Here is a 25,433-nt window from a genome sequence, read left to right as displayed (position 1 = left end):
CGGGGGTCGGCGCACCACAGCGTGGCCGAGCGGGCCGCGCCCGTCCAGCGGGTTCACGGCGGGGAACCGGGCCCGGCCGCGCGCCGATCCCGCCGCGTCCCGGTCACCTGATGGGGTTGTGGTCCCACCGCGCGCGCCGCGCCCGGTCGAAGATCGTCGGGTGAGCGAGACGAAAGTGCTGCTGATCGACGTGGAGAACGTGCTGGGGCCGGTCAACCCGAGCCCGGGGCTGGTGCGCACCCGCATCGGCGCCCTGCTGGACGCGGCCGGCCCGGTGCACCACGCGATGGCCGGCTACAGCCGCGACGACCCGGCCGCCGACCGCGTGGTGAGCGTGCTCGCCGAGATGGGCGTCTGCACCTGGGTCGTGCCGCCCGGCGCCGACGCGGCGGAGAAGGTGCTGTTAGCCCACGCCCGGTACGTCCACGCCCGCGGCTGCCGCTCGTTCGTGGTCGCCTCGGCCGACCACGGGTTCACCGCGTTGCGGGACCTGGGCACGTTCGACGTCGTGGTGTGGCAGGAGCAGGAGGTGTCGCTGCGGCTCGAAGCCGCCGCCCGCGCCGTGCACCGCGTGCCCCGGCCGGCGGGGAGGGCGCGCCCCGCCCGGGTCGCGGTCGGCCGGTCGTGGGCCGACGGCGGAGCGCGGGCGACCCGCGACCCGGTCGTGTGGACGGGGGACCCCGTTCGGGCCTGACCGGGCGGCAGCGGGCTGTGGCCCGGTCGCGCTGACCGGGCGCGGGCGGGGGACCCGTGCCCGTCGACGGCCCGCCGCGCGCCGCCTAGGCTCGTGCGCGTGGAACGCGCGGGCCAGGTCTTCCCGTTCGCCGACCGGGTCGCGGCCGTCCGGCGCGACGGCCGGTTCGAGGGGTACCTGCTCGTCACCGTGCCGGCGATGAGGCCGTCGCCGCACCCGATCACCTACGTGGACATGGCCCTCGTGCGCCCGGACGCGGAGGAGTCCTCGGGGTGGCGGTACGAGGACCGCGCCGACCCCGGTGTCGAGGACGCGTGGGCGGAACTCTCCGCGGCGGTGCTCGACTGGTACGGGGAGCGGCTCGACGTGCACTGGCTGGACGGCGCGGAGGCCGAGCGGGTCCGGGCGATCTTCGGCTGAGCCCGCCGATCACCCCCGTCGGGGACACGTCGAGGTCGCGGCGCAGACCCGGGGGAGCGGTGCGGACCACCGCGGCCGGGCGTGACCTCGTGACCAGCTCGACGTGCCCCGGCCCGCGGAGTCCGATGTGGACCGGGCGCGCGGCGGTCCCGCGCCTGGTCCTTCAGGCCGGGGTCGCGGGGTGCCGCCCCGGCCGAAAGTACTAGGCGGAATCCCGTTGCGCTGCAAGGCTTTCCGGGCCGCCCTACGCTGCCGATCATGACCACCACAACGAACAGGGCCACCCCGCCGACCACCGTCGTCGCCGCGTTCCTCGGCTTCCTCGTCTCCGCCGTCACCGCGCCGGCCACCATCGCGCTCCTGATCGGCTCGCGCGAACAGGTCGTCGACGCCGTGCGGTCCGGCGCGCCGTCGATGCCCGACGAGCAGGTCCAGGGCGCCGCCACCGTCGCGCTGGGCCTCGCGGCCGGGATCGCGCTGCTGGTGGCGCTCGTCCAGCTCTGGCTGGCGTTCAAGCTCAGGGCGGGCCGCAACCGGGCGCGCGTCGTGCTGGCGGTGCTCACGCTGGTCCAGGTCGTGTCGCTGGTGACCGGCGAGGGCAACGCCGCGGGCTACGGGAGCGGCGTGGTCGCCGTCACGGCGCTGGTGCTGGCCTACCTGCCCGCGTCGAACGCCTACTTCGCCGCCGTCGGGCGGACCCGGTAGGCGGCGGCCCCCGGGAGCGGGAGAATGCCCGCATGACCGCCGTGGGACCGCCGGCACGGCGCAGCGTGTTCGTGGCCGAGGTCGTCGTGCTGCTCGCGGCGACGGTCGCGGACAGCGTGCTCGCGGCCCGCGCGGACGTGCCGAGCGGGCCGCTCGCCCCGCTGCTCACCGCGGTCCTGCCGTCCGCGGGCGCCGCGGTGGCCGTCCTCGCGGTGCTGCGCCGCAGGTTCCCGCGGCGGGTCGGGCCGCTGGCCGGCGCGGTCGTCGGGTTCTCGCTGCTGAGCACGCTCGGCGCCCTGCTCGTCGGGCCGCCCGCAGCGCACCCGGTGGTGACCGAGGTCGTGGCCGCCGTGCTGCTGGTCGGCGCCGGGTGCCGCCGGCTGCCCCCGGTGCGGGCGGCGGTCGTCGCGGTCGCGGCCGGCGCGGCCGTCGTGCTCGCCCCGGTCGCGCGCCACGGCCCGGACGCGCCGGCGACGCTGTTCTCCGTGGCCGCCGCGCTGGCCTGGGGCGCGGCGCTCGCGCTCGGCCTGGTCCTGCGCGACGCCGACGCGCGCCACCGCCGCGAGCTGGAGCGGGTCCGCGCCGACGACCGGCTGCGACTGGCCCGTGAACTGCACGACCTGGTGGCGCACCACGTCACCGGGATCGTGGTGCGGACCCGCGCGGCGCAGGTCCTGGCGGGCAACCCCCTCGCCCCCGTGCAGGACCCGCAGGAGGTCTACGGCGAGATCGAGGAGGCGGCGGCGGAGGCGCTGACCGCGACGCGCCGCCTGGTCGGCCTGCTGCGCAGCAGCGACGACCCGCTGCCCGCGCCGGGCGGCGGGGCGGGGGACGTGCTGCGCACGGCGGCCGGCGCCGCGCCCGCGGAGGTCGCCGACGACGTCGAGGCGCTGGCGCTCCCGCCGCAGGTGTCCGACGCCCTGCACCGGGTGGTGCTGGAGGCGGTGACCAACGCCCGCCGCCACGCGCCGCGCGCCACCGGCGTGGGGGTCGCCGCCCGCGTCGAGGACGGCGAGCTGGTGGTGGAGGTGGCCAACGACGGCGTGCCCGCCGGACCCGTCGGCGTCGGCTACGGCCTCACCGGCATGGCCGAGCGCGTCGAGGCCCTGGGCGGCGCGCTGGCCGCCGGTCCCCGGCCCGGCGGCCGGTGGCTGGTCACCGCGCGGGTGCCCCTGGGACCGGACGACGACCCGTTCGAGCACCTGCCGAGGGGGACCTGATGCCGATCCGCGTGCTCGTCGCCGACGACCAGACCCTCGTCCGCACCGGGTTCCGGCTCATCCTCGACGCCGACCCGGGCATCGAGGTGATCAGCGAGGCCGCCGACGGCGAGGCGGCGGTGCGGCTGGCGCGGCGGCTGCGCCCCGACGTGGTCCTGATGGACATCCGGATGCCCCGGCTCGACGGGCTGCGGGCGACCGAGCTGCTGGCCGGGCCGGGCGTCGAGGACCCGCTGCGCGTGGTGGTCGTGACGACCTACGACGTGGACGAGAACGTGTACGCGGCGCTCCTGGCCGGCGCCTGCGGGTTCCTGCTCAAGGACATCCGGCCGCGGCTGCTCGTGGAGGCGGTGCACGCCGCCGCCCGGGGCGAGGCGATGGTCTCGCCGTCGGTGACGGTGCGGCTGCTGCGGCACTTCACCGCCGGGACGGGGCGCGCCGCGCCGGACGTGCCGCTGACCGCGCGGGAGCTGGACGTCGTGCTGGCCGTGGCGCGCGGTCGGACGAACGCGGAGATCGCGAGCGGGCTGCGGATCTCGCTGTCCACGGTGAAGTCGCACCTGGCCAACGTGCAGGGCAAGATCGAGGCCCGCAACCGCACCGAGATCGCCGTGTGGGCCTGGCGCAACGACCTGGTCAGGTGACCGCGCCCGGTCGGGTGACCGCGCCCGGTCGGGTGACCACGCGCACCACGACCGTGCGCGCCACCAGGTCCCCGAGCCGCTGGTGCCGGGGCGTCACCGCGATCAGCACCGCGCCGACCAGCCCCAGCAGCATGCCGTCCACCGCCATCAGCACCCAGCGCACGGAGTAGTCCCGCAGGGACGGCACGCCGCCGCGCAGGGTGGTGATCCGCAGGCCCAGCCACCGCATCGCGGGTGTCGAACCGCCGTGCCGGTGCGGGTACCAGACCTCGATCCACAGCGTGCCGAGGAACGCGACCACCACCATCGCGGCCATGGGCAGCACGGTGAACGCCCCCGGCGGCCCGCCGAGCCGGATCACCGCCACCGCGACCAGGACGCCCGGGACCAGGGCGAGCAGGGTGGCGAGCAGCAGCAGGGCGAACTCGATGACGTGCTGCCAGTAGCGGCGCAGGACGGTCGACCGCGCGCCGGCGGGGTCGACGGCGGGCTTCGTCACGTCGGTAGTGTGCCGCCCGGTCGTTCCGCGCGGCGGGACGGGGTCCGTGTCGTCCGCGCCGCGGCGGGTACACCGCCGGGGTGAGTCCTCAACCGTGCGTCGCCGCGTCCAGCCAGTGGGTCGACGAGGACGGTGTCCGGCAGCCGTCGGGCGACGTGCACGCCTGGGAGCCGGGCACCAACCAGACGCTGTGCGGGCTGGCGCTCAGCCGCAGCCGGCTCGGCCGGTTCCGGCACGTCCCGTGGTCGGACGCGGTGTGGCTGGCGCAGACCGCGGACCAGGTCGTCGCGCTGTGCCCGCGCTGCGTCGCGGCCACCACCCCGAGGTCCGAGCGGGGCGGTCGCCGGTGGACGCGGGTGCGGCCCCGCCCGTGATCCGTCCACGTGAGACGCGCCGGGGGCTTCACGTGGCGTGATGGCCATGTGAGACCGGTGGGGGAATGGCGCATTGACATGTTTCGAGAACCTCATCGAAACTTTAGGCCGTCGGCACGCGGGGCCATCGGCCGCTGCCGTCGCCCCCCCCACCGCCCGGAAGGAGATCAAGGGTGATCATCGGTTCGGGCCGCGCGAAGATACGTTCGGCGGTCGTCATGTCAGCGGTAGCGGCGCTCACGGTCGTCGGATCGGCCACCCTGATAGCGAAAACCGCGCCGGCGCGGGCGGCGGGTGAGGTGGTGGCCGCGGCGGTGGAGGACGACGGGGCGGACTGCGCGGTGTCGCTGCCGGGCTCGTCGCCGTCGAACTCGCGGTTGCCGGACCCGTTCACCAGGGTCAACGGCACCCGCATCACCTCGAAGGCGGACTGGCGCTGCCGGCGCGCGGAGATCCGCGAGACCGCCGAGCGCTACGTCTACGGGGACAAGCCCGCCAAACCCGCCACGGTCACCGGCACCGTGTCCGGCACGAACATCACGGTCAACGTCGCGCACAACGGGCGCTCCGCGAGCTTCTCCGCGGGCGTGCAACTGCCCTCGGGCACCGGCCCGTTCCCCGCCGTGCTCGTCGTGGGCGGCTTCGGCGCGGACACCGCCGCCATCCGCGCCGCCGGCGCCGCCGTGATCAGCTACGACCCCATCGCGGTCGGCCGCGAGGGCACCGGACGCGCCAACAAACAAGGCGCCTTCTACACCCTCTACGGCAACACCAGCACCACCGGCCTGCTCGCCGCCTGGGCCTGGGGCGCCTCCCGCGTCATCGACGTCGTCGAACAGGTCGGCGGCACCGTGCTGCGCCCCGACGCCTTCGGCGTCACCGGCTGCTCCCGCTACGGCAAAGCCGCCTTCTCCATCGGCGTGCTCGACCAACGCGTCGCCCTGACCATGCCCATCGAGTCCGGCACCGCCGGCCTGCCGATCTACCGCGGCGTCAACGCCGAAGGCGGCCAGACCCTCTCCAGCGCCTACGGCGAGCAGCCCTGGTTCGGCGACGCCTTCGGCTCCTACACCGGAAACCCCAACGGCCTCCCCATCGACACCCACTCCCTCGTCGCCATGGTCGCCCCCCGCGGCCTGTTCGTGATGGACAACCCCCACATCGCCAACCTCGGCCCCCGCTCCGCCTCCGTCGCCGCCCTCGGCGGCGCCGAGGTCTACAAGGCGCTCGGCGCCGGCAGCAACCTGCTCTACCACTCCAACGTCTCCGACGGCACCCACTGCGCCAACCGCTCCGAATGGCGCACCCCCCTCCAGCAGGCCATCGGCAAGTTCCTCCGCAACACCGGCACCTTCACCGGCGGCATCCAGATGCACAGCAAGGCCACCGGCAACCTCGCCCAGTGGCGCGACTGGACCACCCCCACCCTCACCGACGGACCCGGCGACACCACCACGACCACCACCACCACCACCACGACCACGACCGGCACCACCACCACGACGACCGGCACCACCACGACGACCACGACGACCACGACGACGCCGGGCGGTGCCGGCTGCACGGCGTCGGTGTCGCTCAACCAGTGGACGGGCGGGTTCGTCGCCACGGTCAAGGTCACCGCGGGCTCCTCGCCGATCACCGGGTGGTCGGTCGCGATGACCCTGCCGGCGGGGGCGACCGTCACGAACTCGTGGAACAGCAACCGCAGCGGGAACAGCGGCGCGGTCGAGTTCACCAACGTCGGCTTCAACGGCTCCGTCGCCGCGGGGCAGTCGACCGAGTTCGGCTACCAGGCCACCGGTTCCGGCGCGGGCATGACGCCCACCTGCTCGGCCAGGTAGGAGCGGTTCCGGTGCGGGGGCGGGCAGGCCCCCGCACCGGACCGCGCCGGACGCCCGATTCCCGTGTGGACGTCCGGTGTGGATGGTCCTGGCCGGTCACGCGTCGCGCGGCACCGGCCAGGACGCCCGTCACGACCCGGCGGCGCGCAGGGCTGCGTCGCGCAGGGCGGCGCCGCCGTGGTCGCCACCGCGTCGCGGGTGTGACGTCGCGGGTGTGACGGCACCGGTGTGACGGCCGCGGGTGCGCCCGCTCAGGCCGGGTCCAGCAGCAGCACGGCCCAGCCGTCCTCCGGTTCCCGCCTGGTCAACCCGACCCGCTCGGCCACCGCGACGGCCGCGGCGTTGTCCGGGCGGGTCTCCACCAGGACCGGCCACGACGGGTGCGCCCCCCGGGCGGCGGCGACCGCCTCGCGCGCCGTCTCGGTCGCCAGGCCCAGGCCCCACAGGTCGGGGTGCACCCGGTAGTACAGGTTCCAGCAGCGCCGGCCCCGCCACGGCTTCGGCTGCACACCGCCGAAGCCGGCGACGCGGCCCCGGAACACCATCGCCCAGTAGCCCAGCTCCCCGCGCTCCCACACCGCCGTGAACGCGTCGAGGTAGCGGGCGGACTCCGCGCGGTCCGGCGGGTCGCGCGGGGGTGCCTCCCGGGACCGCAGGGCCGCTTCGAGCGCGACGAACGCGTCCAGGTCGTCCGCCACCACGCGCCGCAGGCGCAGCCGGGGCGTGGACCGCCCGCCCGCCGCGTCGACCGGGACGGGGTCGGGGTCGGGGTCGGGGTGGGCGGGGTCGACCGGGACCGGAGCGGGCACCCGGCCATGGTGTCGCGGAACACCGCCGGCGGGCACGCGGATTTCCGCTCCGCGCCCGCGGCACGTCACGAGGTGTTCCGCCGGCGGCGTAAATGCGCGGCTGGAATACCGCACGCGGCGGTAGGGTTGTCCTTGTTCGGGGCGCTGTCGCCCTTTTCCGCGCCCGTCATCCGTTCTGGGGGATCTGCATGACTTCCGCAGGTGTGTCCGACGCCGTCGCGTCGCCGCCCGCGCTCGGCCGCGGCGATCGCGTCGTGATCGCCGTGCTGCTCGTCGCCACGTTCGTCGTCATCCTCAACGAGACGATCATGGGCGTGGCCCTGCCCGTGCTGCTGGTCGAGCTGGACGTGACCGCGGCGGTCGGCCAGTGGCTCACCGCCGGGTTCCTGCTCACCATGGCGGTGGTCATCCCGGTCACCGGCTACCTGATCCAGCGGGTGCCCACGCGCGTGCTGTTCGGCGTGGCGATGAGCCTGTTCAGCGCGGGCACGCTGATCGCGGCGCTCGCGCCCGGCTTCGAGGTGCTGATGGCGGCGCGCGTCGTGCAGGCGTTCGGCACCGCGATCATGCTGCCGCTGCTGATGACGACCGTCATGACGCTCGTGCCGGCCGCGCGCCGGGGCGCCGTGATGGGCAACATCTCGATCGTCATCTCCGTCGCGCCCGCCATCGGCCCCACCGTGGGCGGCGTGGTGCTCGACCTGTCCGGCTGGCGCGCGATGTTCTGGGTGGTGCTCCCGATCTCGCTGGCGACCCTCGTGCTGGGCCTGCGCCGGGTGACGCCGGTCGGCGAGTCGAGCGACGCGCCGATGGACGTGCTGTCGGTCGTGCTGTCCGTGGTCGGGTTCGGTGGCCTGGTCTACGGCCTGTCCAGCATCGGCCACTCCGGCGAGGGCGCCTCCACCGTGCTGTGGACGTCGCTCACCGTGGGCGTGCTCGGCGTCGCCGCGTTCGTGCTGCGCCAGGTCTCGCTCCAGCGCCGTGAACGCGCCCTGCTGGACCTGCGCACGTTCGCCTTCCGCACGTTCACCGTCAGCAGCGCCCTGATGATGGTGATGATGGGCCTGCTGCTCGGCGTCGCCACCATCCTGCCGATCTACATGCAGAACGTGCTGCGCCTGGAGCCGCTCACCACGGGCCTCCTGCTGCTGCCCGGCGGTCTGCTGATGGGCCTGCTGTCGCCGTTCGTCGGCCGGCTCTACGACCGCGTGGGCCCGCGCCTGCTGCTGATCGTCGGCACCATCGCGACCAGCGGGTCCCTGTGGTTCGCGACCGGCTTCGACGCCGCCACGGCGCCCGCGCTGGTCCTGGTGTTCCACCTCGCGCTGAGCTTCGGGTTGGCGTTCTCGTTCACCCCGCTGTTCTCCGCCGGCCTGGGCGCGCTGCCGTCCCGGCTCTACTCGCACGGCAGCGCCGTCTTCAGCACCACCCAGCAGTTGGCCGCCGCGGCCGGGGTGGCGCTGCTGGTGAGCGTGATGAGCGCGCGCGCCGCCGACCTGGCCGCGTCCGGCGAGCCCGCGATCGGCGCCGAGATGGGCGGCATGCACACGGCGTTCCTGCTCTCGGCGGTCCTCTCGCTGGTGGCGGTGGCCGGTTCCCTCGCGATCAAGGGGGGCAAGGCCGACTCCCACGCGTGACGCCCGCGGGGGGCGCCGGGGCCGTTTGACAGGGCGGCGGTGTTTCGCCATCCTGGAGGTGCGGAGGGGAGTACCCACCCAGCCCGTGATCGTCATTACGACCGCCCCGTGGCGGTTCGGTCACGGCGCCACCGCTCGCGGTGGTCGGGGAGACCTCTGGTTCGTTCGAGAACCGGAGGTGTGTTCATGGTCGTTCGCAGCTAGGACCCGCGTGTTCGCCGGTGTCCACCGCAGCAGCCCCCTCACGTCCCGGAAGGACGGACCATGCGCACCTCCGCACGCCTCGCCACCGCCATCACCGGTCTCGCCGCCGTCGCCGCCCTCAGCGCCTGCGGCGCGGTGCAGGACGCGGCCGACACCGCCAACGCCGTCGCGAACACCGCGAATGCCGTCCAGGTCTGCGCCGACGCGCTGACGCGGGCCACCACCTCGTTCGACACGTCCTCGCCGCAGCAGGCGGTGGACCAGGCGCACGAGACCGCCGCGTCCCTGGGCGACCTGGCGACCCGCGCCGCCGACACCACCGTCACCGAGGCCATCACCGCCCTGGCGGGCACGTTGAGCAGCGTGACCCTGGACGACCTGGTCACGCGGCCGGCCGCGTGGCTGGAGACGAAGGCCACGCAGGTGGCCGCGCTCACCTCCGCCTGCGCCCCCTGACCCGCCCGCGCGGGGGTGCCGTCCGAGGGAACGGCAACCACCCCCGCGTGATGCGCGCTCCGGGGTCGGTGGTGGCGGTGGCCGCCGGGTGCTCGTCGTCGACCTGCACCTGCCGGTCGACGCCGGCGCCCGGGTCCGGCGGGCGGTGCGGTGCGGGGCGGGCGGTCGTGAGCCTGCCGTGGTCCGCGCGCACGGGCGTCGTCCTCAGACCGCCCCGCGTGCGGCCTCCTGAGACGCGGGGTTGACGGGTCCGAGCCGGGGTTGAAGACTGCGCTCCTGCGGACGGCTGTCCGCACGGCGGTCAGGCGAGGATGCCCGGGAGCGGCCGATGAGCGTGCCCGGCGACCGCCGCCCCCTCGTCCTGCGCGGCGGCACCGTCCTCACCGTCGACGCCCGGCACCGCGTGCTCGCCGACCACGACGTCCTGGTGGTCGGCGACCGGATCGCCGCCGTCGGGCCCCGGCTGGACGTGCCGCCCGGCACGGACGAGATCGACGCGACCGGAGGCATCGTCCTGCCCGGCATGGTCGACACCCACCGCCACCTGTGGCAGACCGCGATGCGCGGCTACGGCGCGGACTGGACCCTCACCCAGTACTTCGCCTGGTACTACCTGGAGTGGGGCAGGCACTTCCGCCCCGAGGACGTGCACGCGGGCAACCTGCTGGGCGCGGTCGAGGCGCTGGACGCCGGCGTCACCACGACCGTCGACTGGTCGCACGGCCTGCGCACCACCGAGCACGCCGACGCCGCCGTCGACGCCCTGGAGGCGGTGCCCGGCCGGTTCGTGCTGGCGTACGGCAACATCCACGAGGCACCGGCGGTGTGGAGCGCCGACCCGGCGTTCCGGGACTTCGTCGCCCGCCGGGGCGGGGACGGCGACCTGCTCGGCCTCCAGCTGGCCTTCGACGTCACCGGCGACCCGGCGTTCCCGGAGCGGCCCGCGTTCGAGGTGGCCCGCGAGCTGGGCGTCGCGGTCACCACCCACGCCGGGGTCTGGGGCGCGACCGGCGACGACGGCGTGCGGCTCATGCACGAGCACGGCTTCGCCACGCCCGGCACGGTGTACGTGCACGCCGCGTCGCTGTCCGCGGACTCCTACCGGCGCATCGCGGCGACCGGCGGCTCGGTGTCCGTGTCGACCGAGAGCGAGCAGAGCGCCGGCCAGGGCTACCCGCCCACGTGGGCGATCCGCGCGCACGGCATCCCGGTGTCGCTGTCGTCGGACACCTCGGTGTGGTGGAGCGGCGACCTGTTCTCCGCGATGCGCGCCACCCTGGGCGCCGACCGCGCCCGCGAGCACCTGGCCGCGCACGCCGAGGGCGGCACGGTCACGCACTCGTCGCTGCGCGCCGAGCAGGTCGTGGAGTGGGCCACCCTGGGCGGCGCGCGGGCGCTGGGGCGCGAGGCCGACCTGGGCAGCGTCGAGGTCGGCAGGAAGGCCGACCTGGTGCTGATCCGCAACGAGCGCTCGCCGGTGATGTTCCCGCTGCTCAACCCGCACGGGCACGTGGTGTTCCAGGCGCAGCGCGGCGACGTGGAGGCGGTGGTCGTGGACGGCCGCGTGGTCAAGCGGGACCACCGGCTCGTCGGCGTCGACCTCGCCGCGGTGCGCGCGGGCGTCGAGCGGACGGTCGAGCACCTGCGCTCGCGGCTCGGCGAGGAGGCGTGGGCGAAGGGCATGAACCCGGACGTCCCCGAGCCCGAGGTGCGGGACAACCCGTACACCTACACGGACTACCGCGGCACCACCCGGAACCGGCCCTGACGTCCGGACACGTCCGGCGATGTCGGACCGCTCTGGTAGGACGTCGTAGGACACCGACCGGGCACCACCGCGGAGGACACCATGACGACCACGCCGAGCCACCCGACCACCACGTCACCGGGCCGGCCACCCGTCGTCGACCTGGCCACCTGGCAGGCCGCCCGCGACGAGCTCCTGGTCCGCGAGAAGGCCCACACCCGCGAGGGCGACGCGCTCGCCGCGGCCCGCCGCCGGCTGCCGATGGTGGAGTTCGACGGGACGGTCGAGGTGGTCGGACCCGACGGCCCGGTCCCGTTCCTCGACCTGTTCCAGGGCCGCGACGAACTCGTGGTCTACAAGCACATGTGGCACGACGGCGCGCCGCACCAGGGGCAGTGCGAGGGCTGCACCACCGCGGCCTGGGGCCTGCGGGACGCCGTCTACCTCAACGCCCGCGGCGTCTCGTTCGCCGTCCTGACCGAGGGGCGGTGGGAGGAGGTGGCCCCCTACGTCGAGTTCATGGGCTACACCCAGCCCTGGTACTCGGCGCGCGACGCGGAGGCCCCGGTGGGCGGGGACATGGGGCACATCGCCTGCTTCCTGCGCGACGGCGACCGCGTGTTCCTCACCTACTCCACGACGGGGCGCGGCAACGAGCCGCTCAACCCGGCCTTCGCCCTGCTCGACATGACGCCCTACGGCCGCCGCGAGGCGTGGCAGGACACCCCCGAGGGCTGGCCCGAGGGGCAGCACCCGTGCTGGTACTGGCGCGTGGACGCGGACGGGAACCCCACCTGGGGCGCGACCGGCCGTCCCGCGCCGCAGTGGACCCGTCCCGGCGCGACCGCGGAGGACACCCTCGGCCGCGCCGGTCACTGCCACTGACCCGGGGTCACCGCAGGTGGTCGGCCACCACCCCGGCGGCGCGGGCGATCAGCGCGTCGTCGTGCCCGGCGCCCGGCGTGCCGCGGGTCGACATGACCGCGAGCACGACCGGGGCCGCGCCGCCGGGTGGCCAGGCCACGGCGATGTCGTTGCGCGTCCCGTGGCCGCCCGCGCCCGTCTTGTCCCCGACGACCCAGTCGGCGGGCAGGCCGGCGCGGATCAGGTCGTCGCCCGTGGTGTTCGCGCGCAGCAGGCCGACCAGGAACTCCCGCTCGTCCCCGGGGAGCGCGTCGCCGAGGGTGAAGGCGCGCAGGCTGCCCGCCAGCGCGCGGGGGGTGCTGGTGTCGCGGACGTCGCCGGGCGCGGCCTCGTTCAGCTGCGTCTCCACCCGGTCCACGTGCGTGGTGGTGTCCCCGACCCCGCGCAGCTCCGCGCCCAGGCCCGCGGGACCGCCCAGGGCGCGGAACAGCAGGTTCGCCGCCGTGTTGTCGCTCAGCCGGATCGCCGCGTCGGCCGCCTCGCGCAGCGTGACGCCGGTGGCGACGCGGCCCGCGGTGACGGGGGAGTGGGCGACCACGTCGGCCTGCGCGTAGGTCACCACCTCGTCCAGCTCGGGGATCGTCCGCTGCCGCAGCAGCGCGCCCACGGCGAGCGCCTTGACCGTCGAGGCGTACGCGAACCTCCGGTCGGCGCAGTAGGCGATCTCGCGGCCGGTGCCGGTGTCCAGCGCGTACACGCCGAGCGCGGCGCCGAACTCCGCCTCCAACCGGGCGAACTCGCCGTCCGCGGCCGGGGTGGCGCTCGCCGAGGCCGTGCCGGGTGACGCGGTGCCGGATGACGCGGTGCCGGACGATGCGGCGGTGCCGGGTGACGGCGGGGCCGGCCGGGCCGCGCACCCGGTGAGCACGGCGAGCGCGAGGACCGCGGCGGCGGACCGCCTCACGTCGACGCCGCCAGCAGCGCCGCGGCCACGTGCAGGTCCTGGAGTGCCAGGCCGGAGCTGTCGAAGACCGTGGTGTCGTCCGGGGAACGCCGCCCCTCGGCGCGCCCGGCCAGCACATCGCCCACCGCGGTCAGGGTCAGCGAGCCGTCCGCGACCCGGTCGGCCACGTGCTGGAACTCGCCGATGGCGACCGACTGGGCGGGCAGGTCGCAGAACAGCCGCGCCCGCTCCAGCAGCGCCGGTGGCAGCTCCTGCTTGCCGCGCGCGTCGGAGCCCATGCTCGCCACGTGGGTGCCGGGCTCGATCCAGTCCGCGTCGAACAGCGGCGCGGTGGCGGTGGTCGCGGTGACGACGAGGTCGGCGCGGCACGCCTCGCGGGCGGGCGTGAGCCGGGCGGGCAGGCCGCGGTCGACCAGGGCGGCGACGAAGCGCTCGCCGCGCTCCGCCGAGCGGGCCACGACGTGGACCGTCTCCAGTGGACGGACGCGGGCCAGCGCGACGCACTCGTACAGCGCCTGGTGCCCGGTGCCGAAGACGGCCAGCGTGCTCGCGTCGGGCCGGGCCAGGACGTCGGCGGCCACGGCGTCGGCCGCGGCGGTGCGGTAGGCGTTCACCACGCCCGCCTCGACGACCGCGCCGATCCGGCCCGTGGACTGGTCGACCAGCAGCACGGTCGAGTTGTGGCGCGGCAGGCCCGCGGCGTCGTTGCCGGGCCAGTAGCTGCCGACCTTGACGCCCGCCAGGTCGGCGGACGAGGCGGACTTGACCGTGAAGCGGTTGGCCGGGTCGGACCCGTGGCCGTGCACGGTGGGGAAGGACGCGGAGTCGGCGGCGGCGAGGAACGCGGCGCGGACGGCGTCGTAGGCGATCCGCTCGTCGATCAGGGCCGCGGACCGGGCCTCGGAGAGGAAGCGCACGGTTCACCAGCCCCGCACGCGCGGCCACACGGCCAGGACGTCCCGCGACCCGGGGGTCACGTGGTAGCGGTCGTGCTGCGCGGCGGTCGCGCACGCGTGGTTGGGCAGCACCCGCACCCGCGTGCCCACCGGCAGGTCCGGCAGGGCGGCGGCGCTGCCCGGCCGCAGGGACAGCGTGCCGTGCTCCTGGCTCGCGTCGGTCATCAGCAGGTCGTGGTGGAGCTTCCCGTCGAGGTCCGCGACGAGGCCGTAGCCCTGGTCCACGGTCTGGCGGGCCGTGCCGCGGTCGCGCGAGGTCGCCATCCACCCGCCGTCGGTCATGATCCAGCCCTTGTCCGGTCGGTGCCCGATGACGGTGACGACCACCGACAGGGCCAGGTCGTCCACCGAGCACACGCCGATGCCCGCCATGACGAGGTCGAAGAACACGAAGTTGCCCGCCCGGACCTCGGTGACGCCGGTGAGGTCGAGCGCGGCGTGCGCGGTCGGCGTCGAGCCGACGCTCACCACCGGGACCGCGTGGCCCGCCGCCCGCAGGTCCTCCGCGACGCGCACCGCGGCGAGCCGCTCGCCCTCCGCGGCGGCGGCCAGCTCCTCCGGGGTGCGCGCGAAGTACGACTCGCCCGCGTGGGTCAGCACGCCGCGCAGTTCCGCGCCGCCCCCGACCAGGGCCTCGGCGATGTCGAGCACGACCGGGTCGCCGGGGCGCACGCCGCCGCGGTGGCCGTCGCAGTCCACCTCGACCAGCGCCGGGACCGGCGCGCCGTGCTCCCGCGACGCGTCGGCGACCGCGACCGCCTGCGCCGCGCTGTCCAGCAGCACGACGAGGTCCACGCCGCGCCGGCGCAGGGCGACCACGCGGTCGAGCTTGTCCGGCGCGATGCCCACCGCGTAGACCACGTCGGTGAACCCCGCGTCGGCGAACGCCTCGGCCTCGGCCAGCGTGGAGACCGTGATCGGACCGGTCCCGCCGTCGAACGCCAGTCGCGCCACCTCGACGGACTTGGCCGTCTTCACGTGCGGTCGCAGCACCGCGCCCCGCCCGTCCAGGTGCCGCCGCAGCCGGGCGACGTTCGCCTCGACCACCGGTCGGTCCAGTGCCAGGAACGGTGTCGCCACCCGGTCCAGGGTGTCGTGCCCCATGCTTGCCCCTCTCGTCGGTCCGCCCGGTCTCATCGGTCCGCCCGCCCGCGGCTGTCGGCGAGGTCGGCGTACAGGCCGGAGCGGGACACGCCCAGCCTGGTCGCGACGCGGGTCACCGCATTGCGCACGGCGAACACGCCCCGCTCGTCGAGCGCGCGCAGCAGGACGAGCCGCTCGGCGCGGTTCAGGCCGTCGACCGGCTTGCCGCGCGCCAGCTCCTCGGCGCGCACCACGGCGTCGACGACCTCGTCGAAGTCGTTGGTGAAGGTGGTGGTCGGCAGCGCCGCCGGCGCCGTGCCGCCCATCGCGGCGAGCAGGTCGCCCGCCTGGCGCAGCGCGGTGACGTCGAGGTTGACGCACAGTGCGCCGATCAGCGTCCCGTCGGCGTCCCGCAGCGGCATCGTCGAGGACTTGACGACGCGGCCGTTGGGCGCGTGCGTGACGTAGTTCAGGTCGTTGACCGCGTCGGCGCCCCGGGACAGCACGGACAGGCCGATCTCGCTGAGCGCGCCGCCGACCTGCCGGCCGGTCACGTCCCCGGCCACCGCGACCACGGAGTTCTCGCCCCGGCGGTAGTCGTGCAGGACGACCTCGCACGCCGGGCCGAAGGTCGCGGCCAACCCCTCCACGACCGGCAGCAGCGCGGCCAGCACCGCGTCCCCGGACCCGTTCGGCACGGAACCTCCCTCTCCCGGCGGTTGACTCAGACTATACGTCCAACTCTTGGATGAAAAGTCCAAAGGTCAACAGCCGTGCGACAGCACGGCGACAGGCGTGGCGAGAGGTTGTCCACAGTGGACTGATCGGTCGACTGGAGATCCAGATCACGCCGGTGGGCTGTTCGGGGGACTGGACACGACGGCGCGCTTAGGTAAGCCTAAGCGAAGTTCTCGTCGTGGAGGGGTTGTCGTGTCTGAGCACTGGGGTGCGGGCATCGGAGGCAGGGTCGCGCTGGTGACCGGCGCGGCTCGCGGTATCGGCGCGGCGGTGGTGGACGGCCTGGTCCGCGCGGGGGCCTCGGTCGCCGCGCTCGACGTCGACCCCGGTGTGCGCCTCCTCCGGGACGACCGGGTCACGCCCTTCGTCGCCGACGTCGCCGACGCCGCGGCGGTCGCCGGCGTCGTGGACGAGGTGGAGCGGACCCTCGGGCCGATCGGCATCGCGGTGTCCGTGGCGGGGGTGCTGCGGCCGGCGGCCGTGTGCGACACCACCGACGAGGACTGGGCGGCCACCTTCGCGGTCAACGCGACCGGCGTGTTCCACGTGCTGCGGGAGGTGTCGCGCCGGATGGTGCCCCGCCGGGACGGGGTGCTGGTCACCGTCGGGTCGAACGCCTCCGGCGTGCCCCGCACCGGCATGGGTGCCTACGCGGCGTCCAAGGCCGCGGCCACCATGCTCACCCGCTGCCTGGGGTTGGAGCTGGCCGGTTCCGGCATCCGGTGCAACGTGGTGTCGCCCGGGTCGACCGACACGGACATGCAACGTCTGTTGTGGACGGACGAGAACGGTGCCGACGCGGTCGTGGCGGGGTCCCCGGAGCAGTTCCGGGTCGGCATCCCGCTGGGCCGCATCGCGGACCCCGCCGACATCGCCGACGCGGTCCTCTTCCTGGCCTCCGACCGCGCGCGCCACATCACCATGCAGAACCTGTTCGTCGACGGCGGGGCGACCCTGCGCGCGTGACGAGCGCCTTTCGCGAGCATTAAAGTTAGGTTAGGCTAACCAACACGGATGCCCTGTGGGCGTCGGCGAACCCCTGCCCACCTCGTCTCCACCAGTGGCTGTCGAGCGCTCCGCGCTGTCACCGAAAGGGAACCACGACGTGTCCCCACCTGCTCTGGTCCGCCCCCGGCCCGTGCACCGGGCGGCCGACCTGCTGGCCGCCTACCTGCCGGGGTCGTTCTACTTCTCCTCGGCGCGCGGTTCGCTGCTCGCCGACGGCGTGCACACGACCGTCCGCGCCGGCCACGGCGCGCGGGCGCGCGCGGCGGCCGAGGCCCTCGACGCGGCGGCGGTGGGCGGCGTGGACGAACCCGTGGTCGTCGGCGCGATCGGGTTCCGGCCCGACGCCGAGGCCAGCCTGGTCGTGCCCGCCCTGGTGCGCCGGTCGGGCGCCAACTCCGCGGCCGACGTGCCGGTCACGCCGTTCGGCTCGACCCGGTGGTCCATCACGCCGCGGCCCGAGCCGGAGGGCTACGCCGACGGCGTCCGCGCCGCGCTGGAGCTGATCGACCGGGGCGAGCTGGACAAGGTCGTGCTGGCCCGCTGCCTCGAACTCGTCGCCGCCGACCCGGTCGCCGTGCCGTCGCTGCTGGCCCGCCTGGTGCGCGCCGACCCGGCCGCGCACGCCTTCGCCGTCGACGTCAGCGCCCCCGGCGATCCCGCCCCCCGCACGCTGGTCGGCGCGAGCCCCGAGCTGCTGGTGTCGCGGCGCGGCGACGTGGTGACGGCCAACCCGCTGGCCGGGTCCCGGCCGCGCGTCGCGGACGAGGCGGAGAACCGCAGGCGGATCGCGGAGCTGCTGGCCTCGGAGAAGGACCGCCACGAGCACGCGCACGTCGCCGCGCAGGTCGCCGGGGTGCTGGGCGGTTTCTGCGCCGAGCTGGACGCGCCCGCCGACCCCGTGGTCATCGGCACGCCCACGATGTGGCACCTGTCGACCCGGATCACCGGCCGGCTCGCCGACCCGACCGACCCCGGCTCCTCCTCGCTGGCGCTGGCCGAGGCGCTGCACCCGACCCCCGCCGTGTGCGGGGTGCCGGTCGGGCGCGCCCGCTCCGCCATCGCCGAGCTGGAGCCCGAGGACCGCGGCTACTACTCGGGCCTGGTCGGCTGGACCGGCCTGGAGGGCGACGGCGAGTGGGTCGTCACGATCCGCAGCGCCGAGGTGTGCGACCGGACGGTGCGGCTGTTCGCCGGGGCCGGGATCGTCGCCGGTTCCGACCCGGCCGCCGAGCTGGCCGAGACCAGCGCCAAGTTCCGCACGCTGCTGCGCGCGCTGGGCCTGGAGGGCGCGGCGTGAGCGCGAACGTCGACCACGTCGCCTGGCCCGCCGACGTCGCGGCCCGCTACCGCGCGTCCGGGCACTGGCGCGGGCAGACGTTCGGCACGTGGCTCACCGCGTTGGCCGCCGCCCACTCCGGTCGGACCGCCGTGGTGGGTGAGCGCGACGGCGTCGCGTCGCGCTGGACGTTCGCCGAGCTGGACGAGCGGGCGCACCGGATCGCCGCCGGGCTGGTCGAGTCGGGCGTGCGGCCGGGCGACCGGGTCGTGGTGCAGCTGCCGAACGTGCCGGAGTTCGTGCCGGTCGTGTTCGGGCTGTGGCGCGTCGGCGCGTGGCCGGTGTTCGCGCTGCCCGCCCACCGGCACAGCGAGCTGCGGCACTTCGCCGAGCAGAGCGAGGCCGTCGCGATCATCACCGTGGACCGGCACGAGCGGCACGACCACGCGGGCACCGCGCGCGCCGTCGCCGACGACGTGGCGTCCGTGCGCGACGTCCTCGTGGTGGGGTCGCCGGAGTTCGCCGACCTCGCCGCCACCGCGCCCCGCGACCTGGCGGACCCCGACCCGGCGGGCGTGGCGTTCCTCCAGCTCTCCGGCGGCAGCACCGGGTTGCCGAAGCTGATCCCGCGCACCCACGACGACTACCTCTACAGCGTCCGGGAGAGCGCCCGCATCTGCGCGCTGCGCCCGGACAGCGTCTACCTGGCCGCGCTGCCCGTCGCGCACAACTACCCGCTCAGCTCGCCCGGCGTCCTCGGCGCGCTGCACGCGGGCGCGGCGACCGTGCTGGCCCCGCGCCCCGACGCGGACACCGCGTTCCGGCTCATCGAGTCCGAGCGGGTGACGATCAGCGGTGTCGTGCCGCCGCTCGCCGCCGCCTGGGTGCAGGCCGCCGCGCGCACCGGGCACGACCTGTCCTCGCTGGAGGTCCTGCTGGTCGGCGGCGCCAAGTGCGGTCGCGAGCTGGCCGAGCGGATCGGCCCCGCGCTGGGCTGCCGGTTGCAGCAGGTGTTCGGCATGGCCGAGGGCCTGGTCTGCTACACCCGGCTCGACGACCCGGACGAGGTCGTGCTGAGCACGCAGGGCCGCCCGATCTCCCTCGACGACGAGGTCCGCGTCGTGGACCCGGACGACCCGGCCGCGCCCTCGGACGCCGTCGTGCCGGACGGGGAGGTCGGCGCGCTGCTGACCCGCGGCCCGTACACGATCCGCGGCTACTTCCGGGCCGGGGAGCACAACGCGACCGCGTTCACCCAGGACGGCTTCTACCGGACCGGCGACCTGGTGCGGCGCACGCCCACCGGCCACCTGGAGGTCGTCGGCCGGGCCAAGGAGCAGATCAACCGGGGCGGGGAGAAGGTCGCCGCCGAAGAGGTCGAGAACCACCTGATGGCCCACCCGGACGTGCTGGACGCCGCCGTCGTCGCGGTGCCCGACGCCTACCTGGGCGAGCGGACGTGCGCCTACGTCGTGCCCGCCGCGGGCGCCTCGCCCACCGGCGCCGAGCTGCGCCGCTTCGTGCGCGACCGCGGCGTCGCGGCGTTCAAGGTGCCCGACCTGGTCCAGGTCGTCGGGGAGTTCCCGGTGACCGGGGTCGGCAAGACCAGCAAGCGCGAACTGCGGGCGGCCCTGGCCGCCCTGGCCGAGAAGAAGGGGTGACACCCGTGTCCCTGCCCAAGATCCAGCCCTACCCGCTGCCCACGGCGGACGAGGTCCCGGCCGGCCGGGTGTCCTGGCGGCCCGACGCGTCCCGCGCGGCGCTGCTCGTGCACGACGTGCAGCGCTACTTCCTGGCCCCCTACGAGGGCGCGCCGGTCCCGGAGATGACGGCCAACATCGCCGCGCTGGTCGCGTCCGCGCGCGAGCGGGGCGTGCCGGTGTTCTACACCGCGCAGCCCGGCCGGCAGGACGCCGCCGACCGCGGCCTGCTCACCGAGTTCTGGGGTGCGGGCATCGGCGCGGTCATCGACGACGACCCGCGCGCCGCCGACATCATCCCCGAGCTGGCCCCCGCGCCGGGCGACACCGTGCTGACCAAGTGGCGCTACAGCGCGTTCCAGCGCAGCGCGTTCGCCGACCAGCTCGCCGAGGCGGGCCGCGACCAGCTGCTGATCACCGGCGTCTACGCGCACATCGGCTGCCAGGCCACCGCCGTCGAGGCGTTCATGCGCGACGTGCGGCCGTTCCTGGTCAACGACGCCGTCGCCGACTTCTCCCGGGAGCGGCACGACCAGGCGTGCGAGTACGTCGCGCAGCGCTGCGGCGTCGTCACCACCACCGCCGACGTGCTGGCCGCGCTGGCCGCCCCGGCGCAGATCCCCGCAGGAGCACCGCGATGACCACCACGCCCCTGACCGCCGACCGCCTCCGCGCCGACGTCGCCGACCTGCTCGGCGTCGAGCCCGCCGAGGTCGACCAGGACGCCGACCTGCTCGACCTCGGGCTGGACTCGATGCGGATCATGAGCCTCGTCGAGCGCTGGCGCGCCGCCGGGGCCACCGACCTGGAGTTCGCCGACCTCGCCGAGGAACCGCGCCTGGAGCGCTGGACCGAGCTGGTCACCGGGGCGTCCGCGTGAGCCGCGTCGACCACCGCGACCGGCACCTGGAGCGCATCGCCGAGGTGCGCGCGGGCGGCGGCGAGGGGCGGGGCGCGGAGAAGGTGGGCTACCCCATCCGCGTCCGCGCGGCCGAGGTCGTGCGCACCACCGCGGTCGGCTCCGGGCTGCTGCGCGTGACGCTGGGCGGTCCGGGCACCGAGGGCTTCGAGGCGCACGCGCCCGACGAGCACGTGAAGCTGCTCTTCCCCGAACCGGACGGCACCCTGCGCCTGCCCGAGCAGAACGGGAACGTGCTGCGCTGGCCGCGGCCCTCGCCGACGTCGCGCGAGTACACCGTGCGCCGCTACGACCCGGCCACCGGCGAGCTGGACATCGACGTGGCGCTGCACGGCGGCGGCCTCGGCTCGGACTGGGCGCGCTCGGTCGAGCCCGGCGCGGTCGTGCACGTCGCCGGCCCGCCCGGCGGGCTGATCGTGCCGCACGACTACGACCGCTACCTGCTCGCGGGCGACCTCACCGCCCTGCCCGCCATCGCCCGGTGGCTGGAGGAGCTGCCGCGCACCGCGGCCGGCTGGGCGTTCATCGAGGTCGCGGACGCCGGCGAGGAGATCGAGCTGTCCGCGCCCGAGGACGTCGAGGTGCGCTGGCTGCACCGCGGCGACGCCCCGGCCGGCACCACGACCCTCCTGGCGGACGCCGTGCGCGCGGTCGAGGTGCCCGACGGCGAACGCCTCTACGCGTGGGTCGCGGGCGAGGCGGGCTCGATCAAGCCGCTGCGCCGCTGGGTCCGCGACGAGCTGGGCCTGGCCAAGGCCGACCACGACGTCACCGGCTACTGGAAGCGCGGCGTCGCCGACTTCGACGACGACCACGACCACTGACCCCCGCACCACCGACCCCCGCACCACCGAATCCCGAGGAAACCCCGATGTCCATCGCCAGAACCCCCCGCCTCGCCGCCGCGCTGGCGTTCACCCTCGTCGCCGCCGTCGGCTGCGGCTCCGCCGACGACGCCGGCACCGGTGCGCCGGCCTCCGCCGAGCCCACGACCCGGGTCTTCACCGCCGACAACGGCGACATCACGATCCCGGTCTCGCCCAAGCGGGTGGTGGCCACCGGGTACGCCGTGCCCGCCCTGCTGGAGGCGGACGCGCCCCTCGTCGGGATCTCCTCGTGGAAGCGCGGCGAGCCGCTGATGAGCGCGGAGGACCTCAAGAAGTACCAGGAGCTGGCCAAGGTCGCGGGCGAGTCGGCGGCCGAGACCAACTACGAGGCCATCGCGCAGGCCGAGCCGGACCTGATCGTCATCGGCGTGCCCAAGCCGGTGCTCGCCGACATCGACCTCAAGCGCCTGGAGGCCATCGCGCCGGTCGTCGCCATCGGCCCGTCGGTGCCGTCGGCGTGGCGCGACCTGTCCCGCAAGCAGGCCGACGCGGCGGGCGCGCTGTCCGCGTTCGACGCGGTGAAGTCCGAGTACGAGGAGAAGGCCAAGGGCCTCAAGGACAAGTACGCCGCCGTGCTGCCGACCCTGAAGCTCGGCCACGTCGGCGCGTACGGCGAGGTCGCCAAGGGCAACTTCCAGCGCGAGTTCAACGGCTCCTGGGGCACCAACGTCGCCCAGGACGCCGGCGCGACCTACTACGGCCAGGTCAAGGTCAAGGGCGGCGGCTCGAAGGACGTCAGCGAGTACCCGTCCATCGAGGAGCTGACCGCGGCGTTCAGCGAGGCCGACGCCATCACCTACTCGGTCGCCGCCGACGGCAAGGTCCCCGCCCCGGTCCAGTACGTCATGGACTCCCCGCTGTGGAAGGAACTGCCCGCCGTCAAGGCCGGCAAGACGTTCCCGTTCCGCTACACCGAGGCGGCCACCTACCGCTCCGCGATGAAGACGCTGGACGCGGTCGACGAGGCGTTCGCGCCGCTGCTGACCAAGTGACCGCCACGCGCCGGCTGCCGGGCGCACGGGTCGTGCTGCTGGTCGCCGCACTGGCCGTGCTGATCGGGGTGGCGGTGATCAGCGTCGGCATCGGCGCCCACGCCGTCGCCCCGGCCGAGGTCGTGCGGGCACTGCTGGACCACGACGGGTCGAGCGACCACGTCGTGGTCCGCGACATCCGGCTGCCCCGCGCCGTCCTGGCCGTCGGCGCGGGCGCCGCGCTCGCCGTCGCGGGCGTGCTCGTGCAGGTCCTGTCGAGGAACCCGCTGGCGGAGCCCGGCGTCCTCGGCGTCACGGCGGGGGCCGGGTTCGCGATCACCGTGGGCTCGGCGCTGGGCGCCACCGCGTCGGCGGCGGGGGAACTGGTCCTCGCCGTGCTCGGCGCGGTGGTCGCCGCCGTGCTCGTGTACTCGGTGGGCCGCCGGTCGCCGCTGCGGCTGGTGCTCACCGGCGTCGCCCTCAGCTCCGTGCTGGCGGGCGTGTCCCTGGGGTTGAGGTTGGTGCTGCCGGACGTGTTCGACGAGTACCGCTTCTGGTCGGTCGGGTCCCTCGCGGGCCGCGAGCAGGCCCCGACGACGCTGCCGCTGCTCGCCATCGCCGTCGCGGTGGCGGGCGCGCTGCTGCTGAGCAGGCAGCTCAACGCGGTCGCGCTCGGCGACACCGTGGCGCACACGCTGGGCGCGAACGTCGCCCGCGTCCGGGTCACCACGCTGGTGCTGACCACCGTGCTGGCCGGCGCGGCGACCGCGGTGGCTGGCCCGATCCTGTTCGTCGGCCTGATCGTGCCGCACCTGGCGCGGCGGATGGCGGGCAGCTCGGTGCCGTGGCTGGTGGTCTACGCGACCGTCCTCGGCCCCGTCCTGCTGCTGCTGGCCGACATCGGGTCGCGGGTGCTGCTGCCGACCGGCGAGGTGCCGGTCGCGGTCGTGACCGCGTTCCTCGGCGGCCCGGTGCTGATCTGGGCGGTCCGGCGGTACGGGGCGGCGGCGCTGTGAGCGCGGTCGTGCTGCGCCGCGGCCCGGTCTCGGTCCGGGTCGAGCGGCGGACGCTGGTGCTGGTCGCGGCGATGACCGTGGTCGTCCTGGGCCTCGGGTTCCTCGGCCTGTCCTACGGCGCCACGTGGGCGAACCCGGCGAAGGTGTTCGCCGCGCTCACCGGGTCGAGCGGCGGGTCGAGCGTGGTGATCCGCGAGTGGCGGCTGCCGCGCGTGCTCGCCTGCCTGGTGTTCGGCGCGGCGCTCGGCGTGGCCGGGGCGATCTTCCAGAACATCACCCGCAACCCCATGGGCAGCCCGGACGTCATCGGCCTGGACGCGGGCGCCTACACCGGCGCGCTGGTCGCGATCACCGTGCTGTCCGGCACGTCCGCGCAGCTGACCACCGCCTCGGTGGTGGGCGGCGTGCTCGCCGCGGCGGCCGTCTACCTGCTGTCCTCGGGCGGCGGGCTGTCCGGGCTGCGGCTCGTCGTCATCGGCATCGCGGTCAACGCGGTCCTGACCGCGGTCAACTCGTGGATCGTGCTGCGGGCGGAGCTGGAGGTCGCCATCGCCGCCGTGGGGTGGAGCGCGGGCTCCCTCAACGGCGTCGACTGGGAGGACGTGCGCATCCCGTTCGCCGTCATCGCCGTGCTGCTGGCCGTGCTGGTGCTGCGCTCCCACGCGGTGCACCAGGACGCGCTGGGCAAGGAGATGGCCGTCACCACCGGTGTCGGCGTGGACCGGCTGCGGCTGCTGCTCGTGCTCATCGGCGTCGGCTGCACGGCCACCGTCACCGCCGTCGCGGGGCCCATCGCGTTCATCGCGCTGGCCGCGCCGCAGATCGGCAGGCGGCTGGCCCGCGCGCCCGGCGTGCCGCTGCTGCCCGCCGCGCTGACCGGCGCGGTGCTCCTCCAGGGCGCGGACCTGGTCGCCCAGGTGCTGCTCGCGCCCGTCGCCCTGCCCGTCGGCGTGGTCAGCACGGCCATCGGCGGCTGCTACCTGATCTGGCTGCTCACCAAGGAGGTGCGGAGAGCGTGACCACGCGCCTGACCGCCAGGGACCTGACGCTGCGCTACGGCGACCGCGTGGTCTCCACGCGGCTCGACCTCGACGTGCCCGACGGCGCGTTCACCGCGATCGTCGGGCCCAACGCCTGCGGCAAGTCGACCCTGCTGCGCGCCTTCGTGCGGCTGCTGCGCCCGGCCGACGGGCACGTGCTCTTCGACGACCGCGAGGTGGGCTCGTACCCGAGCAAGGCGCTGGCCCGGGAACTGGGCTTCCTGCCCCAGGACCCGGTGGCGCCCGACGACATCCGGGTCCGGCAGCTCGTCGCCCGGGGCCGGTTCCCGCACCAGTCGCTGCTGTCCACGTGGTCCGAGGAGGACGAGGCCGCCGTCGTCGAGGCGATGGCCGCCGCCGACGTCACGGCGCTCGCCGACCGGCCCGTGCAGGAGCTGTCCGGCGGGCAGCGGCAACGCGTGTGGGTCGCCGTCGTGCTGGCCCAGCGGACGCCCTACCTGCTGCTGGACGAACCCACGTCGTTCCTCGACATCGCCCACCAGTACCAGCTGCTGGCCCTGCTGGCCCGGCTGCGCGACGAGGGCCGCACCGTCATCGCGGTGCTGCACGACATCAACCAGGCGTGCCGGTACGCCGACCACCTGGTCGCCGTGAAGGGCGGCCGGGTCGTCGCCCAGGGCGCCGCCGCCGACATCGTCGACGCCGAGCTGGTCAAGGAGGTCTTCGACCTGCCCAGCATCGTCGTGCCCGACCCGGTGACCGGCACACCCATGGTCGTGCCGTCGCTCTGAGCGCGG

27 protein-coding genes are annotated in these 25,433 nt (G+C 75.2%); 21 read left to right on the top strand and 6 right to left on the bottom strand.

Going from position 1 to position 25,433, the window contains the following annotated elements:
• Positions 1-160 precede the first annotated feature (160 nt).
• The 5 genes from ACRAKJ_RS30250 (at position 161) to ACRAKJ_RS30230 (ending at position 3,683) form a co-directional block, all read left to right on the top strand.
• Positions 161-694 carry a hypothetical protein gene (locus ACRAKJ_RS30250; RefSeq protein WP_438926441.1) on the top strand — a complete coding sequence of 178 codons (534 nt, stop codon included), beginning with the start codon at positions 161-163 and terminating at the stop codon, positions 692-694.
• Between the two features lie 99 nt (positions 695-793).
• Positions 794-1,114 carry a hypothetical protein gene (locus ACRAKJ_RS30245; protein ID WP_438926440.1) on the top strand — a complete coding sequence of 107 codons (321 nt, stop codon included), beginning with the start codon at positions 794-796 and terminating at the stop codon, positions 1,112-1,114.
• A gap of 258 nt (positions 1,115-1,372) precedes the next feature.
• On the top strand, positions 1,373-1,819 hold the full coding sequence (locus ACRAKJ_RS30240; RefSeq protein WP_438926439.1) for a hypothetical protein: 447 nt from the start codon (positions 1,373-1,375) through the stop codon (positions 1,817-1,819).
• A 32-nt stretch (positions 1,820-1,851) separates the two neighbouring features.
• Entirely contained in the window at positions 1,852-3,039 is a 1,188-nt protein-coding gene (locus ACRAKJ_RS30235; protein ID WP_438926438.1) for a histidine kinase, read from the top strand.
• Positions 3,039-3,683 (top strand): response regulator, encoded by a 645-nt coding sequence (locus tag ACRAKJ_RS30230; protein WP_438926437.1) that lies wholly within the window; start codon positions 3,039-3,041, stop codon positions 3,681-3,683. Before ACRAKJ_RS30235 ends, ACRAKJ_RS30230 begins: the two co-directional genes overlap by 1 nt.
• Here ACRAKJ_RS30230 and ACRAKJ_RS30225 read toward each other — a convergent pair.
• A complete protein-coding gene (locus ACRAKJ_RS30225; protein WP_438926436.1) occupies positions 3,676-4,182 on the bottom strand; it encodes an RDD family protein in 507 nt (168 codons plus the stop codon). The two genes, ACRAKJ_RS30230 and ACRAKJ_RS30225, sit on opposite strands and share 8 nt — an antisense overlap.
• Before the next feature lie 80 nt (positions 4,183-4,262).
• On the opposite strand from ACRAKJ_RS30225, the gene ACRAKJ_RS30220 reads away from it, so the two are divergent.
• Both ACRAKJ_RS30220 and ACRAKJ_RS30215 read left to right on the top strand, forming a co-directional pair.
• A complete protein-coding gene (locus ACRAKJ_RS30220; RefSeq protein ID WP_438926435.1) occupies positions 4,263-4,556 on the top strand; it encodes a hypothetical protein in 294 nt (97 codons plus the stop codon).
• A 218-nt stretch (positions 4,557-4,774) separates the two neighbouring features.
• Complete coding sequence (locus ACRAKJ_RS30215) at positions 4,775-6,400, top strand: glucuronyl esterase domain-containing protein (protein WP_438926434.1); 1,626 nt, start codon at positions 4,775-4,777, stop codon at positions 6,398-6,400.
• Between the two features lie 251 nt (positions 6,401-6,651).
• On the opposite strand, the gene ACRAKJ_RS30210 is transcribed toward ACRAKJ_RS30215, so the two are convergent.
• Complete coding sequence (locus tag ACRAKJ_RS30210; protein ID WP_438920865.1) at positions 6,652-7,209, bottom strand: GNAT family N-acetyltransferase; 558 nt, start codon at positions 7,207-7,209, stop codon at positions 6,652-6,654.
• A gap of 188 nt (positions 7,210-7,397) precedes the next feature.
• On the opposite strand from ACRAKJ_RS30210, the gene ACRAKJ_RS30205 reads away from it, so the two are divergent.
• From ACRAKJ_RS30205 to ACRAKJ_RS30190, 4 genes are all read left to right on the top strand, one after another.
• A complete protein-coding gene (locus tag ACRAKJ_RS30205) occupies positions 7,398-8,846 on the top strand; it encodes a DHA2 family efflux MFS transporter permease subunit (protein WP_438920866.1) in 1,449 nt (482 codons plus the stop codon).
• Positions 8,847-9,110: 264 nt separating this feature from the next.
• Positions 9,111-9,506, top strand: coding sequence for a bacteriophage spanin2 family protein (locus ACRAKJ_RS30200; RefSeq protein ID WP_438920867.1), 396 nt, complete (start codon positions 9,111-9,113; stop codon positions 9,504-9,506).
• Between the two features lie 328 nt (positions 9,507-9,834).
• Positions 9,835-11,274 (top strand): amidohydrolase family protein, encoded by a 1,440-nt coding sequence (locus ACRAKJ_RS30195; protein ID WP_438920868.1) that lies wholly within the window; start codon positions 9,835-9,837, stop codon positions 11,272-11,274.
• Positions 11,275-11,355: 81 nt separating this feature from the next.
• A complete protein-coding gene (locus ACRAKJ_RS30190; RefSeq protein WP_438920869.1) occupies positions 11,356-12,138 on the top strand; it encodes a DUF899 family protein in 783 nt (260 codons plus the stop codon).
• A gap of 7 nt (positions 12,139-12,145) precedes the next feature.
• On the opposite strand, the gene bla is transcribed toward ACRAKJ_RS30190, so the two are convergent.
• From bla to ACRAKJ_RS30170, 4 genes are read right to left on the bottom strand one after another with little or no spacing between them, the layout of a single operon-like run.
• Positions 12,146-13,081 carry a class A beta-lactamase gene (bla, locus tag ACRAKJ_RS30185; RefSeq protein ID WP_438920870.1) on the bottom strand — a complete coding sequence of 312 codons (936 nt, stop codon included), beginning with the start codon at positions 13,079-13,081 and terminating at the stop codon, positions 12,146-12,148.
• Complete coding sequence (locus ACRAKJ_RS30180) at positions 13,078-13,998, bottom strand: ornithine cyclodeaminase family protein (RefSeq protein ID WP_438920871.1); 921 nt, start codon at positions 13,996-13,998, stop codon at positions 13,078-13,080. The genes bla and ACRAKJ_RS30180 overlap by 4 nt, the downstream gene beginning before the upstream one ends.
• A gap of 3 nt (positions 13,999-14,001) precedes the next feature.
• Positions 14,002-15,141, bottom strand: coding sequence for an alanine racemase (locus ACRAKJ_RS30175; protein WP_438920872.1), 1,140 nt, complete (start codon positions 15,139-15,141; stop codon positions 14,002-14,004).
• A gap of 29 nt (positions 15,142-15,170) precedes the next feature.
• On the bottom strand, positions 15,171-15,818 hold the full coding sequence (locus tag ACRAKJ_RS30170) for a PAS domain-containing protein (RefSeq protein ID WP_438920873.1): 648 nt from the start codon (positions 15,816-15,818) through the stop codon (positions 15,171-15,173).
• A gap of 232 nt (positions 15,819-16,050) precedes the next feature.
• Here ACRAKJ_RS30170 and ACRAKJ_RS30165 point away from each other — a divergent pair, with 232 nt between their 5' ends.
• The 10 genes from ACRAKJ_RS30165 (at position 16,051) to ACRAKJ_RS30120 (ending at position 25,427) form a co-directional block, all read left to right on the top strand.
• A complete protein-coding gene (locus ACRAKJ_RS30165) occupies positions 16,051-16,824 on the top strand; it encodes a 2,3-dihydro-2,3-dihydroxybenzoate dehydrogenase (RefSeq protein ID WP_438920874.1) in 774 nt (257 codons plus the stop codon).
• Positions 16,825-16,963: 139 nt separating this feature from the next.
• Positions 16,964-18,163: an isochorismate synthase gene (locus tag ACRAKJ_RS30160; RefSeq protein ID WP_438920875.1), complete on the top strand. Its 1,200-nt coding sequence runs from the start codon at positions 16,964-16,966 to the stop codon at positions 18,161-18,163.
• Positions 18,160-19,803, top strand: coding sequence for an AMP-binding protein (locus ACRAKJ_RS30155; protein WP_438920876.1), 1,644 nt, complete (start codon positions 18,160-18,162; stop codon positions 19,801-19,803). The genes ACRAKJ_RS30160 and ACRAKJ_RS30155 overlap by 4 nt, the downstream gene beginning before the upstream one ends.
• Before the next feature lie 5 nt (positions 19,804-19,808).
• Entirely contained in the window at positions 19,809-20,483 is a 675-nt protein-coding gene (locus ACRAKJ_RS30150; RefSeq protein ID WP_438920877.1) for an isochorismatase family protein, read from the top strand.
• Positions 20,480-20,722 (top strand): phosphopantetheine-binding protein, encoded by a 243-nt coding sequence (locus tag ACRAKJ_RS30145; RefSeq protein ID WP_438920878.1) that lies wholly within the window; start codon positions 20,480-20,482, stop codon positions 20,720-20,722. Before ACRAKJ_RS30150 ends, ACRAKJ_RS30145 begins: the two co-directional genes overlap by 4 nt.
• A complete protein-coding gene (locus ACRAKJ_RS30140) occupies positions 20,719-21,585 on the top strand; it encodes an SIP domain-containing protein (protein ID WP_438920879.1) in 867 nt (288 codons plus the stop codon). Before ACRAKJ_RS30145 ends, ACRAKJ_RS30140 begins: the two co-directional genes overlap by 4 nt.
• A gap of 47 nt (positions 21,586-21,632) precedes the next feature.
• Entirely contained in the window at positions 21,633-22,640 is a 1,008-nt protein-coding gene (locus ACRAKJ_RS30135; protein ID WP_438920880.1) for an ABC transporter substrate-binding protein, read from the top strand.
• Positions 22,637-23,635, top strand: a complete 999-nt coding sequence (locus tag ACRAKJ_RS30130) for an iron chelate uptake ABC transporter family permease subunit (protein ID WP_438920881.1) — start codon at positions 22,637-22,639, stop codon at positions 23,633-23,635. The genes ACRAKJ_RS30135 and ACRAKJ_RS30130 overlap by 4 nt, the downstream gene beginning before the upstream one ends.
• Positions 23,632-24,654, top strand: a complete 1,023-nt coding sequence (locus ACRAKJ_RS30125; protein ID WP_438920882.1) for an iron chelate uptake ABC transporter family permease subunit — start codon at positions 23,632-23,634, stop codon at positions 24,652-24,654. Before ACRAKJ_RS30130 ends, ACRAKJ_RS30125 begins: the two co-directional genes overlap by 4 nt.
• Positions 24,651-25,427, top strand: a complete 777-nt coding sequence (locus tag ACRAKJ_RS30120; protein WP_438920883.1) for an ATP-binding cassette domain-containing protein — start codon at positions 24,651-24,653, stop codon at positions 25,425-25,427. The genes ACRAKJ_RS30125 and ACRAKJ_RS30120 overlap by 4 nt, the downstream gene beginning before the upstream one ends.
• Positions 25,428-25,433 lie beyond the last annotated feature (6 nt).

The organism is Saccharothrix sp. DSM 118769 (assembly GCF_052936295.1).
Note: the sequence above shows the minus strand (reverse complement) of the source record. Positions and strands in the feature narration are given on the sequence as shown.

Coding starts and splice junctions, on each gene's coding strand:
- ACRAKJ_RS30240 (WP_438926439.1), top strand. CDS start 1,373: ATGACCACCACAACGAACAGGGCCACCCCGCCGACCACCGTCGTCGCC.
- ACRAKJ_RS30235 (WP_438926438.1), top strand. CDS start 1,852: ATGACCGCCGTGGGACCGCCGGCACGGCGCAGCGTGTTCGTGGCCGAG.
- ACRAKJ_RS30230 (WP_438926437.1), top strand. CDS start 3,039: ATGCCGATCCGCGTGCTCGTCGCCGACGACCAGACCCTCGTCCGCACC.
- ACRAKJ_RS30215 (WP_438926434.1), top strand. CDS start 4,775: ATGTCAGCGGTAGCGGCGCTCACGGTCGTCGGATCGGCCACCCTGATA.
- ACRAKJ_RS30205 (WP_438920866.1), top strand. CDS start 7,398: ATGACTTCCGCAGGTGTGTCCGACGCCGTCGCGTCGCCGCCCGCGCTC.
- ACRAKJ_RS30200 (WP_438920867.1), top strand. CDS start 9,111: ATGCGCACCTCCGCACGCCTCGCCACCGCCATCACCGGTCTCGCCGCC.
- ACRAKJ_RS30195 (WP_438920868.1), top strand. CDS start 9,835: ATGAGCGTGCCCGGCGACCGCCGCCCCCTCGTCCTGCGCGGCGGCACC.
- ACRAKJ_RS30190 (WP_438920869.1), top strand. CDS start 11,356: ATGACGACCACGCCGAGCCACCCGACCACCACGTCACCGGGCCGGCCA.
- ACRAKJ_RS30175 (WP_438920872.1), bottom strand. CDS start 15,141: ATGGGGCACGACACCCTGGACCGGGTGGCGACACCGTTCCTGGCACTG.
- ACRAKJ_RS30145 (WP_438920878.1), top strand. CDS start 20,480: ATGACCACCACGCCCCTGACCGCCGACCGCCTCCGCGCCGACGTCGCC.
- ACRAKJ_RS30135 (WP_438920880.1), top strand. CDS start 21,633: ATGTCCATCGCCAGAACCCCCCGCCTCGCCGCCGCGCTGGCGTTCACC.